We start from the raw sequence: 15812 nt of genomic DNA on the forward strand, positions 1-15812 counted from the left end.
GTCCCACCCGCCGCAGCGGCACCGGGCGCGGTCTCCGGACGGTCGCGGTGGTGCTGCTGTGCGTCGTCGGGGCGCTCGGTGTCACCGCCACACCGGACCTCGGTGAAGGCAGACTCCTGTACTACCTCCTCGTTCCCCCGCTGATCCCGCCGGCCCTGCTCCTGCTCGTCCGGGACCGGGACCGGGAACGCGCCATGGTGGCTCCCACGGCGCTGTGCGTGCTGCTGGGGGTCTGGCTGCTCTGGGCTCCGCTCAGCCTGAGGTGGAGCCCGGACCAGGTGACCGGGGCCGTGAAGACGGCCCACATCACCCTTGCCCTGGCCAGCGCGTTCTGTGTCCTGGGGCTGGCCGGCGGCCGCTGGGACAGCTCCGGTGCGCTGCGGACCGGATGGCTGCTCGGGTTCGGCGTCACCAGCGCCGTCGCCGGCTGGGAGTTGACCACCCAGCGGCACCTCATCGACGGTCCCTGGATGTTGGCCGGCAACCACGCTCTCACCAGTACCTTCTACAACCCCAACAACTACGCCGCCTTCCTGCTGGCCTGCCTGCCGTATCTGGTCTGGGGAACGGTCACGGCGCGTCGGTGGGCCAGCCGGCAGGCCCATCTGGTGCTGCTGGTGGTGTGGATCGGCCTGGTGATCGCGACCAAGAGCCGGACCGGGCTGCTGGGCGGGCTGGCGGCGGCACCACTGGTGGCGGTCTGGCTGGGCAGGTCGCCAGCGCTGCGGAGAAGCCCTCTCGCGGTACAGCTGCTCTACACGGCGGTCGGCGCCGGACTGCTGCTGTGGCTGGTGGCGGGGACGCCGATCGGGCAGCGGCTGGTGCTCAGCTACCAGTCGCCCTTCCACCCGGACCGGGCCACGCTCGAGTCGGACGGGGTGCGGGTGAACCTCACCCGCCTGGGGTGGGACGCCTTCCTGGAGTCCAGGCTGCTGGGCGAGGGCGCGGGCGCGTTCGAGGTGATCGCCGGGCAGAGCGGGGTGGCGGCTCTCGGCGGTCTGGTGAACGCCCACAACGGCTTCATCGAGGTGGCCGCCGAGTTCGGTCTCCCGGTGCTGCTGCCCCTGCTCGGCGTGATCGTCGCGGCCGGATGGACCGTCTTCGCGGTCCGGGTGCCCCGGCACCTGCGCGCGGCGGCCTTCGACCTGCGCATGGTGATCCTGTTGAGCCTGACGGCGATGCTCGCCGCCAGTCTCGCCGCCAGCTCGATCCTCTCCTGGCCCTGGTGGTGGCTGCTGGTCGGCCAGCTCGCCGTCCTGAGCTGGCGGCTACAGGCCATGGGCCGGTCGACGACCGGTCAGCGGGCAGGCCGACGCCCGGTCGTTCAGCGGGCAGGCCAGCGTCCGGCCGGACGGCGGAGGGCGGAGTCCGGTGAGCGGGCGGGCCAGCGTCCGGCCGGACGGCGGAGGGCGGAGTCCGGTGAACGGGCAGACCAGCGCCCGGCCGGCCAGCGGGCGATCCCACTGCCGTACCCCTCCGCCGTAGGCAGGCCGTCGCCGTGGTGACCGTACGGCGGATCCTCCCGGCCCGGCTCGGTGCCGCCACCTTCTACCGCCACGTCTCGCACCTCGCCCTCGGCACCGCGGTGTCGCAGGTCGTGCTCGTGGTGGCATCGGTGTTGCTGGCCCGGCTCTACTCCCCACGGGAGTTCGGCGAGTTCGCGGTGATCCTCGCCGTCTCGACGGTCGTCGCCACGGCGGCCACCCTCCGCCTGGAGTTGGCGGTGCCGCTGGCGGAGGACGACCGGGAGGCCCTCGCGGTCGCCACCGCCGCCGTGTGGACCGTGCTGGCGGTGGCGGCGGCCCTGACTGCTGCCCTGGTGGCGTTCGCGTTGTGGAGCCCGGCCGGCGTCGACTCGCTCGGCGCCGGGTCGGCCGCCTGGCTGATTCCGGTGACGGTGGCGGCGGCCGGGACCGCCGCGGTGGGGCGGATGGTGCGCAGCCGGGCGGGGACGTTCGGGGTGGTGTCCCGCTCCTCGGTCAGTTCGGCGCTGGTGCAGAGCGTCGGCCAGGTCGGCGCGGGCCTGCTCGGCTGGGGTACGCCCGGCCTCGCCGGGGGGTACGTCGCCGGACGCCTCTGGTCGGCGGTGGTGCTGCTGCGCGGTACGGGTGTGCGACGCACCGACGGCCCGCTCGCCTGGATCCGCACGGTCCGCCGGTGGCGGCGTTTCTGCGTCCTGTCGACGGTGCCCGCGGTCCTGAACACGCTGGGTGTCGCCGCGATCGCACCGGTGGTGGCCCTCTGCTACGGGATGACGGTGTCCGGCCTCTTCCTCTTCGCCACCCGGATCCTGACCCTGCCGGTGGCCCTGGTCGGCCAGGGCGTCAGCGCGGTGCTGTTCCCCCGGATGGCCGAACTCGAGCGCACCGGCGGTGACCTGCGGGGCGCGGTCGGTCGGACGGTGACCGGACTCACCATGCTCTCCGTGCCCACCTTCGGGCTCGTCCTGCTGCTGGGGCCGGAGTTGTTCGGCCTCGCCTTCGGTGCGCGGTGGCGCGACGCCGGGTTGACGGCCGCCCTGCTCGCGCCCTGGCTCACCGTGTCGTTCGTGTCCAGCCCGATCAGCACCCTGATGACGGTGAAGAACCAGTTGCACCGGCTGGTCGTGCTCTCCTTCGTGGAGACGGGTCTGCGTGTCGGGGCACTGTCGTCGGGGCTGCTCGGCGGCGGTCCGTGGCTGGGGATAGCGGCGTACTCGCTGGCGGGGACCGTCATCTGCCTGTACTCGGTGCGCTGGTGTCTGCGCCTGGTGGGGTCGGGGCTGCGGGACTGGCTGCGTCCCCGTCGCCGGTACGTGCTGACCACGGCGGTGGCCTATCCGGTGCTGCTGGCGCTGAAGGGGAACCTGCCCGTGGCGGCCTACCTGGTGCTGGTGGCCCTGCTGACCGTCGGCATGGCGGGTTGGGCGGCCCACTGGCTGTACCGCAACGCGCCGGGCCGGGGCCGGTCGGTGGGACGGGAGCCCGGTGCCGGACGAGCCGAGATGTCTGTAGCGAGGTGAACGGATGAGTGTGTGTCACGGTCCGGATTCCGGTACGACCGGTACGGTCACGCCGCCGCCCGGCGTCGGGCTCGCGATCGGGCCGGCGAACTACGCCGGGCAGGCCCATCAGTGGGCCCGTGCCGCCCAGCGGGTGCTCGGGGTGCCCGCCGTCTCCTTCGCCTTCTCGGACCGGCTGCCGGTCCTGCGGTCCGGCACCTTCGGGTTCCCCGTCGACTGCCGGCTCAGGCATCCGCGCCTGAGCACCCGCTGGGGGCGGGCGGCCCAGCTGCGCCGGGTCCTCCGCGACACCACCCATCTGGCCGTGGACGGCTTCCTGGCGGTGTACCACCGCGCCGGGCGCGGCATCAGCCTGGACTTCGGGCGGCTGCGGCGCGAGGGGTTCCAGGTGGCGCTCGTCGCGCACGGCACCGAGATCCGGGACCCGGAGCACCACCTGGCCCGGTACGACTACTCGTACTACCGTGACGCCCCGGCGGACTGGGTGCGTCAGGTGGGCCAGCGGGCCCGCCGTAACCGGAGCTTCGCCGCGCAGTGCGGGGCACCGCTGTTCGTGAGCACGCCGGATCTCCTGCTGGACGTCGACGGGGCGACCTGGCTGCCGGTCTCCATCGACCCGGCCGGCTGGGTGACCCGCCGTCCCGCGTTGCGGACCACGGTTCCCACCGTCCTGCACCGACCGACCCGTACCGTTCCACCGATCAAGGGCACCCGGGTGATCGACCCGATCCTGCGGGCGCTGGATGCCCAGGGGCGGATCCGCTACCTGGCCCCCGAGGTGGTGCCACACCACACGATGCCCCGGTTGGTCGCCGAGGCGGACATCGTGGTGGACCAGATCCTGACCGGGTCGTACGGCGTGACGGCGGTGGAGGCCATGGCGGCGGGACGGCTGGTGATCGGCAACGTCGCCGCCGACACGGTGGCGGTCATGCCGGAGGAGCCGCCGATCCGGAACGCCACCCCGGAAACCTTCGCCGCCGTGCTGGCGGAGATCCTGGCGGACCCCTCCGCGTACGCCGGGCAGGCGGCCGCCGGTCCCGGATTCGTGCGCCGGTGGCACGACGGTACGGCTGCGGCCGGGGCGTTGCGCCCGTTCCTGCTGGCGTGATCCGCCGGCCCGGGACCACCCGGGGCGGGCCGGCGACCCGGCCGGCCACGCGCCGCCGGCAGCATTGTGTGGCTCTTGTCCAATTTCCACCGTTTGGTGGATATCATTCTTCCGGCCGGCGCTGCCCCGGACACCTCGCGAGGTCCGGCCCGCGCGCTGCCCCGGCGACCTCGGAAGACACGAAAGGAAACGGCGTGGCGAAACGAATCGGGTGGATCAGTTTCGACAGCATCGGACGGTCCTGCCTGGAGGCTGCGGCCGAGGCGGGCGCCGAGGTGGCCGGCATCGTCACCCTCCCCGGCCCGCCCCGCCCGGAGGTGTCCGGCATGTGCCGCTTCGACGACATCGCCGAACGGTACGGCGCGGAACTCGTCGAGGCCCGCAACCTCAACGACCCGGAGTGTGTGGCCGCGGTACGCCGTTGGGAACCGGACAGCCTCTGGGTGGTGGGCTGGTCCCAGCTGCTCCGGGACGAACTGCTCGCCGTCCCGCCCGGCGGCACCTTCGGCATGCACCCCACGTTGCTGCCCCGGCACCGGGGCCGGGCCCCGATCCCGTGGGCGATCCTCACCGGGCTGGCCCGTACCGGGGTCACCCTGTTCGAGATCCCGGACGCCACGGCCGACTCGGGCGCGATCGTGGCGCAGGCCGTGGTCGACATCGCCCCCGACGAGACCGCCACCACGCTCTACGCCAAGTGCCACCAGGCCCACGTGGACCTGGTCCGGGAGTTCTTCCCCCGGATCGCCGCGGGCGACGCGCCCCGCATCCCCCAGGACCCGACCCGGGCCAGCCACTGGCCGAAGCGGACCCCGGCCGACGGCCTGATCGACTGGGAGACCCGCGCCGGCCACCTGGACGTCTGGGTGCGCGCCCAGACTCGCCCCTACCCCGGGGCCTTCACCTGGGCCGGTCACCGACGGGTGGTGATCTGGTCGGCCCGACCCGAGCCGGGCGGTCCGCCCGCGCCCGCCGGCACCGTCGTCGGACACCACCCGCAGGGGGTGCTCGTCGCCTGCGGTGACGGACACCTGCTGGTCCGGGAGGTGTCCGTCGACGCGGGACCGGCGTCGGCCGGCCCGGCCCTGCACCCGCTGCTGCCGGTCGGGACGGTGCTGGGATGAACCGGCGGGTACTGGTCTTCGCGGCGCACCCCGACGACGAGATCCTCGGCATGGGCGGCACCATCGCCCGGCACACCGATGCCGGCGACGCGGTCCGGATCTGTTGCGTGACCGACGGCTCGTCCACCCAGTACGCGGGCAACCTGGAGATCCTGCGCCAGAAGCAGGGCGAGGCGCGCAAGGCCGCCGAGACGCTCGGTGTCAGCGACTACGTCCACCTGGACCTGCCGGACATGCGCCTGGACACGCTGCCGCACGTCGACGTCAACCGGGTGGTCGAACGGCAGATCGCCGAGTTCCAGCCGGACACCGTCTACTGTGTGCAGGCCGACGTGAACCTCGACCACCAGGCCGTCTTCCGGTCGGTGGCGGTGGCCACCCGGCCGGTGCCCCGACAGGTGGTACGTCGGGTGCTCACCTACGCGCCGACCTCCAGCACCGAGTGGACCCCGGCCCCGCAGACCTGGTGGCAGCCGAACTGGTTCGTCGACATCACCGGCACCCTCGACCGCAAGCTCGAGGCGTTCCGCCACTACCGCTCCGAGTGGCGGGACTGGCCGCACCCGCGCAACGACCGGGCACTGCGGGTGCACGCCGAACACTGGGGGACGGTGGTCGGGTACGACGCGGCCGAGCCGTTCGTCCTGATCCGTAACGTCGAGGCGGGCTGACCCGCCCGCCTGCTCAGGCGACCTGGTCCCACCAGCCGTCGACCGGCGGCGGGTCGTCCGCCACCACCCGCTCACCCGGGCGGGGCACGGCGATCCGCACGTCGTGGGCCTTCGCCTCGGCCCAGAGCCGGTTCACCGGCTCGGCCCAGTCGTGCAGGGCCAGGTTGAAGGTGGCCCAGTGCACCGGGACGAGCAGCCCGCCGCGCAGGTCCAGGTGGGCGGCGACCGCCTCCTCCGGGAACATGTGGATGTTCGGCCAGGCCCGGTCGTACGCGCCGATCTGCATCAATGTCACGTCGAACGGGCCGTGCGCCGCGCCGATCTCCGCGTACCCGTCGAAGTAGCCGGAGTCGCCGGTGTAGAAGACCCGCCGGTGCGCCCCGGCCACCACCCAGGAACCCCAGAGCGTGCCGTCGCGGCGCAGGCCCCGTCCGGAGAAGTGCTGGGCGGCGGTGGCGGTGACGGTCAGCCCGGCGACCCGGTGGCTCTCCGTCCAGTCCAGCTCGACGATCCGCTCCGCCGGCACGCCCCAGCGGTCCAGGTGCGCGCCGATGCCCAGTGGCACCAGGAACGGCGCGGTCTGGGTGTCCCGCAGGCCGCGTACCGTCGCCATGTCGAGGTGGTCGTAGTGGTCGTGGGAGATCAGGATCGCGTCCACCGGGGGCAGCTCGTCGAGGCGTACCGGCGGGGCGTGCAGCCGGCGCGGGCCGACCACCTGCGACGGGGAGCAGCGGTCGCTCCACACCGGGTCGACCAGTACCCGCCGGCCCTCGATCTCGATCAGGGCGGAGGCGTGGCCGTACCAGACGATGCCGAGTTCCCGCTCGTCGGCGGTGACCGGGTCGGGCCGTAGCAGCGGTACCGGCCGGTCGGGCCGGCGCCGCTGCTTGCCGAAGATCAGTTCCCAGAGCAGGTTCCGGCCGGACTCGGTGCTGATCATGGTGCGGGCGTCGGCGCGGTTGTGGAAGGTGCCGTCGTGGAACTGCGGCGAGCGGTGGGCCCGTTCGGCGCGGTGGCCGGTCAGCCGGCCGCCGAGCGCCGCCGGCACGTCCCGGGCCGCCCAGGCCAGACCGGCCAGGGCGGCCAGACCGACCACCCCGGCCACTTGTCCGCCCCGGAGCCGTCGGGCCCGCTCCTCGCGTTCCACCATGCCGGTTCCCCTTCCGCCGTCGCGCCGTCCCGCTGGAAACGGTAGCTCTCCGACGCGACGACCGACGCGGCGACGGCCGATCACCCACCACGACCGACGGCGGCTCACCCCGCGACGCCCCGGCCCGGCGGAGGCCGATCACCCGCGACGCCCCGGCCCGGCGGCGGTGCGCCCGCGACGCCGGCCCGGAGCCCCGCCCGCGCCGGTCAGCCGCCGTTGCTGGGCCGTTGCCGCAGCGGCTGGTGGGTCGGGCCGGTGCCGGTCAGGCCGTCCACCGCGGCGAGGAAGCTGCGACCCATCGCCGCGCGGGCCGCGACCGCCGGGTGGGTCGCCCCGTAGTTGCCCGCGTCGGTCTGCCCCGAGGAGAAGGTGGCGTACGTCAGGACCGGCGCACCGGCCCCGTCGAAGATCACCCCGGCCTCGCCCCGGGCGTCGGCGTACCAGCCGCCCTTGGTGGCGATCCGGGCCCGCTCAGCCGACGACATGTTGTGCCGGATGCCGTCGGTGTAGGCGATCGGGGCGCGCAGCTGCCGCAGCAGGAACGCGGTGGACGCGGCGGAGAGCAGGGTGCCGCCGACCAGCGCCCGGAGCAGGTTGTGCGTCTCCCGGGGGGTGCTGGTGCCCAGGTAGAACCGGTTCGGGTTCGCCACCGGCTGGACCTGGGTGTTCGGGTAGCCCTTGGCCACCAGGATGGTGTTCAGCTCGGCGGCCGGGCAGACCAGCCCGCAGAGCCGTACGGCGGTGTCGTCGGAGACGGTGAGCAGGGCGGCCAGCGCGTGTCCCAGGGTCACCGAGCTGGGGTACGCCCCGTCCAGGCTGAAGATCCCGTCCCCGCCGGGAATGACGATCGAGCTGGTGACGTCGACCTGCTGGGTGAGTGCCAGCAGTCCCCGGTCGACCTTGTCGAGCACCGCCACCGCGACGGCGATCTTGTTGACGCTGTACGCCTCCAGCTTCAGGTCGGGCTCGTCGGCGACGGCCACCACCGGCGCGCCGGTCGACCCGGCCACGCTGACGTACCCCTGCCAGCTCCCGCCGGCCTCGGTGGTCCGCTGCTGGTAGGCGGCGGCCACCGGGGCCGCCGCCTGGGCCGGGGTACTCGCGTTCGTCCGCACCACCCGCTCCTTCGCCGTGGCCGGCGCGCCGGTGCCCAGCACCGCCCCGGCCGTGGCGGCGGTACCGATGCCCAGTGCGGTCCTGCGGTTCATCCTGGCGGTCACCTGATTCTCCTCGTCCCCCGGTGTGCCGTGCTCGTCCGGTCACCCTAAGCGATGAGATCGACGCCCGTCTGTCCCGAGCCGCCGGAGCAGGGCACGGCCCGCCCGGATCGGGGCGCGGACCGCCCGGACCGGGTCCGGCCGCCAGCCGCCCCGGAGCGCCTCGCCGGTCGGGTCCGGGGCGAACACCACCCCGGCGTGCGGCGCGACCGGCCGGCGGCTCAGCCCGGCGGCCCGCACCAACGGTCCGACCAGCACGTCGTACAGGCCGGGCAGGACGGTGAAACCGAACCGCAGCACCAGGTTCGCCTTTCCCACCGGGGTTTCCCGGCGCGGCCGGTCCACGCTCGCCACGATCGCCCGCGCCACCCGTTCCGGGGTGGTGACCGGCGGTGGTGGTCGCCCGATCCGGCCGAGGTAGTTGGCCGCCTGCTGGTAGACCGGGGTGTCCACGCTGCCCGGACTGACCAGGCAGACGTGGACGCCGGGCGTGTCCCGGCACTCCTGCTGCAACACCCGGACCAGCCCGCGCAGCCCCCACTTGCTGGTGACGTAGCCGCTCATGTACGGCGCGGTGACGTGCCCGAGCACCGAACCGGTGAACACCAGCGTGCCGCCGCCGGCCGCCCGGAACCGGCGCAGTGCGGTTCGGGCCACCGCCGCCGCGCCGAGCAGGTCGGTCCGGACCACCTGGTCGAACACCTCGGCCGGCAGTTCGTCGAACCGGCCGTACGCCATCACGGCGGCGGTGTGCACCCAGACGTCGATCCGGCCGAAGCGGGCCAGCGCCGTCCGGGCCAGCGCGTCGACCGCCCCCGGGTCGGTGACGTCGGTCGGTACGGTCTCCACCGTCACCGCGCCCGCCGCCGCGACGGCCGCCGCACACTCGGCGCGTACCTCGGCCAGGGTCTGCGGGGCGCGGGCGGCGAGCACCAGGTGGTCACCGCGCGCGGCGAACGCCAGGGCCGCCGCCCGGCCGATGCCGCTCGTCGCGCCGGTGACCACCACCACCCGGGTCACGGAGCCAGCACGACCTTGACGCAGCCGTCCTCCTTCTTCTGGAACATCTCGTACGCCTTCGGCGCGTCGGCCAGCGGCAGCCGGTGGGTGCGCAGGTCCTCCACGCCCAGCGGGTCGTCGTCACCGGCCAGCAGCGGGACGATCTCGTCGGTCCAGCGGCGGACGTGGCACTGCCCCATCCGCAGCTGGATGCCCCGGTCGAACATCTCCATCAGCGGCATCGGGTCGACCTCACCGCCGTACACGCCGGAGATCGACACGGTGCCGCCGCGCCGGACGGCCTTCAGGGCGGCCTTGAGCACGACGAGCCGGTCCACGCCGGCCTTGTCGACCATCGTCTGGGCCAGCTTGTCGGGCAGCAGCCCGGCGGCGGCCTGGGCGAGCTTGCCGGAGGTGGAGCCGTGCGCCTCCATGCCGACCGCGTCGATCACCGCGTCCGGGCCGCGCCCGTCGACCAGGTCGATCAGCGCGCCGGACACGTCGTCGAGCTGGGAGACGTCGAGGGTCTCGACGCCGTGCCGGCGGGCCATCGCCAGCCGCTCCGGCACCAGGTCCAGGCCGATGACCCGGTCCGCGCCCAGGTGCCGGCCGATCCGGGCACAGAACTGCCCCACCGGGCCGAGCCCGAACACGGCGAGCGTCCCGCCGGGCGGCACGTCCGCGTACTTCACCGCCTGCCAGGCGGTGGGCAGGATGTCGGAGAGGTAGAGGTACCGTTCGTCCGCGCCGGTCTCCGGCACCTTGACCGGCCCGAACTGGGCGTGCGGCACCCGCAGGTACTCGGCCTGCCCGCCGGGCACCGAGCCGTACAGCGACGTGTAGCCGAACAGGGCCGCGCCCTTGCCCTCGGCGGTGACCTGGGTGGTCTCGCACTGCGCGTAGAGCTGCCGCTGGCACATCCAGCAGGAGCCGCAGGAGATGTTGAACGGCACCACCACCCGGTCGCCCGGCTTGAGTCGGGTCACCCCGGAGCCGACCTCCTCGACGATGCCCATCGGCTCGTGTCCGAGGATGTCGCCGGGCTTCAGGTACGGGCCGAGCACTTCGTACAGGTGCAGGTCGGAGCCGCAGATCGCGGTGGAGGTGATCCGGACGATCGCGTCGGTCGGGTCCTCGATCCGCGGGTCCGGCACCTCCTCCACCCGGACGTCCCGTTTGCCCTGCCAGGTGAGCGCCTTCATGGTCGTCGTCCCTCCTCGGTGCCGTCGACAGAGACTGCTACCCGCGTTCGGGACGTTGAACCGGGGCCGCCCGGGTCAGCAGCGGGGCAGGTCGTGCGGCGGCTGGTCGCCGGGGACCTTGGGCAGGTCGGTCCAGACGTCGGGCAGCCACCGGCCGTCGACCAGCCTGTTCCAGACCGGCCAGTTGTCGGGCTGCCCGGCGACCGGATCGTCGTCCGAGTGCGGCTGGCCGTCCCGCTCCTGGCAGACCACCCTGACCACGTCACCGTCCAGGTAGCCCTCCCGGTACCGGCTGACGGTGGACGGCCCCCGGTAGGTGTACACGCCGTTGCCGCTGTTGACGATCCTGGCCTCGACGTAGCGTCGGGTGGGCGACGGGGCGACGCCACCGGGGACGACCGGTCCGTCCGGCGGGGAGGTGGTCACCGGCGGGGGGCCGTCCGGGGGCAGCCCGCTCCCGAGGTTGCCGCCGGTGGTGATCAGGGCGACCGCGATCGCGCTCAGCGTGCTCAGCACGCCGACCACGAGTGTGGCGACGGCCTCGTCGCTGACGCGTCGGCGTGCGCCGGACGCGCCTGGTGCTGCGGCGGGCGGATCGTGCGGTTCGGGTCCTCCGCCGGGACGGGTTGGCTCAGGGGTGTCCATGCGATCCTCTTTCGCGACCTGCGAGCCGTCAACGACGTGCTACGAAGCGTAGCGAGTCGGATGCGGCTGGTGCGGTTACGGATCGCGGTGGCCTGGCCGTTCAGTGGTCCCGGCCCTGCCGGAATGCCTACAAAGGAGACGTACCGGCCCGTCAGCTGCCCGGGACGTCGCCGCGTTTCACGGTGGCGGTGAGGTAGTCGCGGTTGAGCCGGCCGATGGTGCTCAGCGGGATGCCCTTCGGGCAGACCGCCGTGCACTCGCCGGCGTTGGTGCAGCCGCCGAAACCGGCCTCGTCGTGCGCGTCGACCATGCCGACCACCCGGGTGTACCGTTCCGGCTGGCCCTGCGGCAGCAGCGAGAGCTGGGTGACCTTGGCGGCGGTGAACAGCATCCCGGAGCCGTTCGGGCAGGCGGCCACGCACGCGCCGCAGCCGATGCAGGCCGCCGAGGAGAACGCCGCGTCGGCGTCGGCCTTGGCGACCGGGGTGGCGTGCGCCTCCGGGGCGCTGCCGGTCGGCGCGGTCACGTACCCGCCGGCGGCGATGATCCGGTCGAACGCGCCCCGGTCCACCACCAGGTCCTTCACCACCGGGAAGGCGCGGGCCCGCCACGGCTCGACGTCGATGGTCGCCCCGTCGGCGAAGTGCCGCAGGTGCAGCTGGCAGGCGGTGGTGCCGCGCTGCGGTCCGTGCGGGTCGCCGTTGATCACCATGCCGCAGGCCCCGCAGATGCCCTCCCGGCAGTCGTGGTCGAAGGCGACCGGCTCCTCGCCGGCCAGGGTCAGCCGCTCGTTGAGCACGTCGAGCAGCTCCAGGAACGACATGTCCGGGGAGACGTCCTCGACCCGGTACGTGACCATCCGGCCCTTCGCCGCCGGGCCGCTCTGCCGCCAGATTCGCAGGGTCAGGTTCACTTGTAGCTCCGCTGGGTCGGCTGGACGTACTCGAAGGTCAGGTCTTCCCGGTGCAGCACCGGCGGCTGGCCGGTGCCGGTGAACTCCCAGGCCGCCACGTAGCCGAACCGCTCGTCGTCGCGTTGCGCCTCGCCGTCGGGGGTCTGGTGCTCGGCCCGGAAGTGCCCGCCGCAGGACTCCTCCCGGTGCAGGGCGTCGACGCACATCAGCTCCGCCAGCTCGAGGAAGTCGGCCACCCGGCCGGCCTTCTCCAACGCCTGGTTCAGCCCCTCCCCGTCGCCGGGTACCCGGACCCGCTGCCAGAACTGCTCGCGCAACGCCCGGATCTCGTCGATCGCCTTGCGCAGCCCGGCTTCGGTGCGTTCCATGCCGCAGTGCTCCCACATGAGCTGACCCAGCTCGCGGTGGAACGAGTCGACGGTCCGGTCCCCGTCGACCGCGAGCAGCCGGGAGATCCGGTCCCGCACCTCGGCCCGCGCCTGCACGGCGGCCGGGTGGCCGGCGTCGACCGGCGCGAACGGGCCGCCGGCCAGGTAGTTGGCGATGGTGTTGGGCAGGACGAAGTACCCGTCGGCGAGCCCCTGCATCAGCGCGGACGCGCCGAGCCGGTTCGCCCCGTGGTCGGAGAAGTTCGCCTCGCCGATCACGAACAGCCCGGGGACGGTGGACTGGAGGTCGTAGTCGACCCAGAGCCCGCCCATCGTGTAGTGCACCGCCGGGTAGATCCGCATCGGCACCCGGTACGGGTCCTCGCCGGTGATCCGCTCGTACATCTCGAAGAGGTTGCCGTACCGCGCCTCGATGGCCGGGCGGCCGAGCCGGCCGATGGCGTCGGCGAAGTCCAGGTACACGCCGAGCCCGGTCGGGCCGACCCCGCGCCCGGCGTCGCAGACGTTCTTGGCGGCCCGGGAGGCGATGTCCCGGGGGACCAGGTTGCCGAACGACGGGTACATCCGTTCCAGGTAGTAGTCCCGTTCGTCCTCGGGGATGTCGCCGGGGGCGCGGGTGTCGCCGGCCGTCGTCGGCACCCAGACCCGGCCGTCGTTGCGCAGCGACTCGCTCATCAGGGTCAGCTTCGACTGGTGCTCGCCGGAGACCGGGATGCAGGTCGGGTGGATCTGGGTGTAGCAGGGGTTGGCGAAGTACGCGCCCCGGCGGTGCGCCCGCCAGGTGGCGGTGACGTTGCACCCCTTGGCGTTGGTGGAGAGGTGGAAGACGTTGCCGTACCCGCCGGTGGCGAGCACCACCGCGTCGGCGAACTCCGTGGTGACCTCGCCGGTGACCAGGTCCCGGACCACGATGCCCCGGGCCCGGCCGTCCGCCACGATCAGCTCCAGCATCTCGTGTCGGGCGTTCATCTCCACGGTGCCCAGCCCGACCTGCCGTTCCAGGGCCTGGTACGCGCCGAGCAGCAACTGCTGCCCGGTCTGGCCCCGGGCGTAGAAGGTGCGCTGCACCTGCGCGCCGCCGAAGGACCGGGTGTCGAGCAGTCCGCCGTACTCGCGGGCGAACGGCACACCCTGCGCCACGCACTGGTCGATGATGTTCACCGACACCTCGGCCAGCCGGTGCACGTTGGACTCCCGGGACCGGAAGTCGCCGCCCTTGACGGTGTCGTAGAAGAGCCGGTGCACCGAGTCGCCGTCGTTGCGGTAGTTCTTGGCGGCGTTGATGCCGCCCTGTGCGGCGATCGAGTGGGCCCGGCGCGGGCTGTCCTGGTAGCAGTACGCCTTCACCCGGTAGCCCTGCTCGGCGAGGGTGGCGGCGGCCGAGCCGCCGGCCAGGCCGGTGCCCACCACGATCACGGTCAGCTTCCGGCGGTTGGCCGGGTTGACCAGTTTGGCGGCGAACCGGCGTCGGTCCCAGCGGGTCTCGATCGGGCCGTCGGGTGCGGTGGTGTCGGCGATCGGGTCGCCGTCGACGTACAGGTCCATGTCAGGCCACCAATCCGGTGAGTACGGCGAACGGGACCACCAGGTAGCCGGCGCAGAGCGCGACCGCGACGGCCAGCGCGACCCGGCGGGCCCGGCGCTCGCCGCGCGGGGTCTGCTGGCCGAGGCTGCGCAGCGCGCTGAACACGCCGTGCCGCAGGTGGAACCCGACGGCCACGATCGCCACGGTGTAGGCGAGGGTCACGTACCAGCGCTGCGGGGCGAAGTCGGCGACCACGTTCGCGTACGGGCGGGACGGGTCGCCGACCGGGTTCAGGGTCCCGGTGGTCAGGTCCAGGATGTGGTAGATCACGAAGAGCAGGATGATGACGCCGCCCCAGCGCATGGTCCGGGCGGCGTAGCTGCCCCGTACCGGTTTGCGGTGCGCGTACCGGACCGGGCGGGCGGCGCGGGCCCGGCGGGCCAGCACGGTGGCGGCGGCGATGTGCGCGAGCACGGCGACCAGCAGCGCGGTACGCAGCAGCCAGAGGAACCAGACGTGCGGCAGCACCGGCGCGCCGATGGTACGCAGCCACTCGGCGTAGTGGTCGAACGAGGTCTGTCCGGCGAAGACCTTCAGGTTGCCGAGCATGTGCGCGACGAGGAACAGCACCAGGACGATGCCGGTGACCGCCATGACGGCCTTGAGGCCGACGCTGGACCGCAGCGGCGACCGGTTGCTCGTGACTACCACCCGATCGACGCTAGGAGCGCCGGCACCAGTCGTCCAATGCATCGATGTCGCAGTTGCCATAGCCGTAAGCTATGAAGATGCAGTTCCATCAGCTCCGGTACTTCGTGGCGGTGGCAGAAACCCGGCATTTCACCCAAGCGGCTGATCTGGTGGGGATAACCCAACCTTCGTTGAGTAAGCAAATTCACGCTCTGGAGAACGATCTCGGCACCCCGCTGTTCGAGCGGGTACGCGGCAACATCACCCTCACCGCCGCCGGTGAGGTGCTGCTGCCGTCCGCCCGGCGGATCCTCGCCGACCTGGAGACCGCCCAGCGGGAGGTGCAGGAGCTGGTCGGGCTGCGCCGGGGCCGGGTCCGGCTCGGCGCCACCCCCAGCCTGGTCACCTCGCTCGCCCCGCCGGTGCTGCGCGGCTTCCGCGACGCCCACCCCGGCGTCGACCTGCGGGTGGAGGAGGGCGGCTCGCAGGACCTGGTCCGGGACCTGCTCCGCGGCGACCTCGACCTGGCCCTGATCATCCTGCCCGCGCACGGCACCGACCCCGGACTGCGCGCCGAGCCGATCCTGCGGGAGAGCCTGGTGGTCGCCTCCCTCGACCCGGTCCCGGCCGCCGCCGACACCGGCACCCTGCACATCACCGACCTGCGCGACCAGCCGCTGGTGATGTTCCGGCCCGGCTACGACCTGCGCGACGTCACCATCCGGGCCTGCCGGGAGGCCGGCTTCGAGCCGTCCTTCGCCGTCGAGGGCGGCGAGATGGACGCCGTGCTCAGCTTCGTCGAGTCCGGCCTGGGCATCGCCCTGGTCCCCGGCATCGTGGTCGCCCGCCGCCCCCGGATCCGGGTCACCCCGCTCGGTCCGCCGGGGATCCGCCGGACCATCGCGGTGGCCCGGCGACGCGACGCCGTCCCCACCCACGCCGGCCGGGCGCTGCGCCGGATCCTGCTCGACCAGGTACGCGCCGCCGCCGGACGGGGCGACCTGCCACCCGGCGTCGAGCCGCTCTGATCCACCCCGTCGCGGTGACGGGCGTCGGTCCCGCCGTCGCGGTGACGGGCACCGGCCCGCCCGCGCCGGAGAGACGCCGACCCGCGTCCCCGGCACCGGCTCCGCACGACGCGAGAACACGACCCGTCACCACCCGCATACGCTGCC

General features: G+C 73.3%; 14 protein-coding genes. 6 read left to right on the forward strand and 8 right to left on the reverse strand.

Features of this window, described 5'->3' with window-relative positions:
• The first annotated feature begins 50 nt into the window (after nt 1-50).
• The 5 genes from PVK37_RS16385 to PVK37_RS16405 all read left to right on the forward strand — a co-directional run bounded on the left by PVK37_RS16385 (nt 51) and on the right by PVK37_RS16405 (nt 5907).
• Complete coding sequence (locus PVK37_RS16385) at nt 51-1505, forward strand: O-antigen ligase family protein (protein ID WP_275034887.1); 1455 nt, start codon at nt 51-53, stop codon at nt 1503-1505.
• On the forward strand, nt 1499-3001 hold the full coding sequence (locus tag PVK37_RS16390) for an oligosaccharide flippase family protein (protein ID WP_275034888.1): 1503 nt from the start codon (nt 1499-1501) through the stop codon (nt 2999-3001). The genes PVK37_RS16385 and PVK37_RS16390 overlap by 7 nt, the downstream gene beginning before the upstream one ends.
• Before the next feature lie 4 nt (nt 3002-3005).
• The gene (locus tag PVK37_RS16395; RefSeq protein ID WP_275034889.1) at nt 3006-4112 is read left to right on the forward strand and encodes a glycosyltransferase family protein; all 1107 of its coding nucleotides are present in this window, start codon (nt 3006-3008) and stop codon (nt 4110-4112) included.
• 194 nt (nt 4113-4306) lie between these two features.
• The gene (locus PVK37_RS16400) at nt 4307-5236 is read left to right on the forward strand and encodes a methionyl-tRNA formyltransferase (protein ID WP_275034890.1); all 930 of its coding nucleotides are present in this window, start codon (nt 4307-4309) and stop codon (nt 5234-5236) included.
• Nucleotides 5233-5907 carry a PIG-L deacetylase family protein gene (locus PVK37_RS16405; protein ID WP_275034892.1) on the forward strand — a complete coding sequence of 225 codons (675 nt, stop codon included), beginning with the start codon at nt 5233-5235 and terminating at the stop codon, nt 5905-5907. Before PVK37_RS16400 ends, PVK37_RS16405 begins: the two co-directional genes overlap by 4 nt.
• 13 nt (nt 5908-5920) lie before the next feature.
• Here PVK37_RS16405 and PVK37_RS16410 read toward each other — a convergent pair whose 3' ends face one another.
• From PVK37_RS16410 to PVK37_RS16445, 8 genes are all read right to left on the reverse strand, one after another.
• A complete protein-coding gene (locus tag PVK37_RS16410) occupies nt 5921-7057 on the reverse strand; it encodes an MBL fold metallo-hydrolase (RefSeq protein WP_275034894.1) in 1137 nt (378 codons plus the stop codon).
• Nucleotides 7058-7263: 206 nt separating this feature from the next.
• Complete coding sequence (locus tag PVK37_RS16415; protein ID WP_275034895.1) at nt 7264-8277, reverse strand: serine hydrolase; 1014 nt, start codon at nt 8275-8277, stop codon at nt 7264-7266.
• A gap of 39 nt (nt 8278-8316) precedes the next feature.
• The gene (locus PVK37_RS16420) at nt 8317-9294 is read right to left on the reverse strand and encodes an SDR family NAD(P)-dependent oxidoreductase (protein ID WP_275034896.1); all 978 of its coding nucleotides are present in this window, start codon (nt 9292-9294) and stop codon (nt 8317-8319) included.
• Nucleotides 9291-10475, reverse strand: a complete 1185-nt coding sequence (locus PVK37_RS16425) for a zinc-dependent alcohol dehydrogenase (RefSeq protein WP_275034897.1) — start codon at nt 10473-10475, stop codon at nt 9291-9293. Before PVK37_RS16425 ends, PVK37_RS16420 begins: the two co-directional genes overlap by 4 nt.
• Before the next feature lie 75 nt (nt 10476-10550).
• Complete coding sequence (locus PVK37_RS16430) at nt 10551-10991, reverse strand: hypothetical protein (protein ID WP_275034898.1); 441 nt, start codon at nt 10989-10991, stop codon at nt 10551-10553.
• 280 nt (nt 10992-11271) lie between these two features.
• Nucleotides 11272-12033, reverse strand: a complete 762-nt coding sequence (locus PVK37_RS16435; RefSeq protein ID WP_275034899.1) for a succinate dehydrogenase/fumarate reductase iron-sulfur subunit — start codon at nt 12031-12033, stop codon at nt 11272-11274.
• The gene (locus tag PVK37_RS16440; RefSeq protein WP_275034900.1) at nt 12030-13967 is read right to left on the reverse strand and encodes a fumarate reductase/succinate dehydrogenase flavoprotein subunit; all 1938 of its coding nucleotides are present in this window, start codon (nt 13965-13967) and stop codon (nt 12030-12032) included. The genes PVK37_RS16435 and PVK37_RS16440 overlap by 4 nt, the downstream gene beginning before the upstream one ends.
• Before the next feature lies 1 nt (nt 13968).
• Nucleotides 13969-14700, reverse strand: coding sequence for a succinate dehydrogenase cytochrome b subunit (locus tag PVK37_RS16445; protein WP_423791084.1), 732 nt, complete (start codon nt 14698-14700; stop codon nt 13969-13971).
• A gap of 29 nt (nt 14701-14729) precedes the next feature.
• On the opposite strand from PVK37_RS16445, the gene PVK37_RS16450 reads away from it, so the two are divergent.
• Nucleotides 14730-15665, forward strand: a complete 936-nt coding sequence (locus PVK37_RS16450; RefSeq protein WP_275034902.1) for a LysR family transcriptional regulator — start codon at nt 14730-14732, stop codon at nt 15663-15665.
• Nucleotides 15666-15812 lie beyond the last annotated feature (147 nt).

Origin of the sequence: Micromonospora cathayae, from assembly GCF_028993575.1 — a bacterium.
Taxonomy (GTDB): Bacteria; Actinomycetota; Actinomycetes; order Mycobacteriales; family Micromonosporaceae; genus Micromonospora; species Micromonospora cathayae.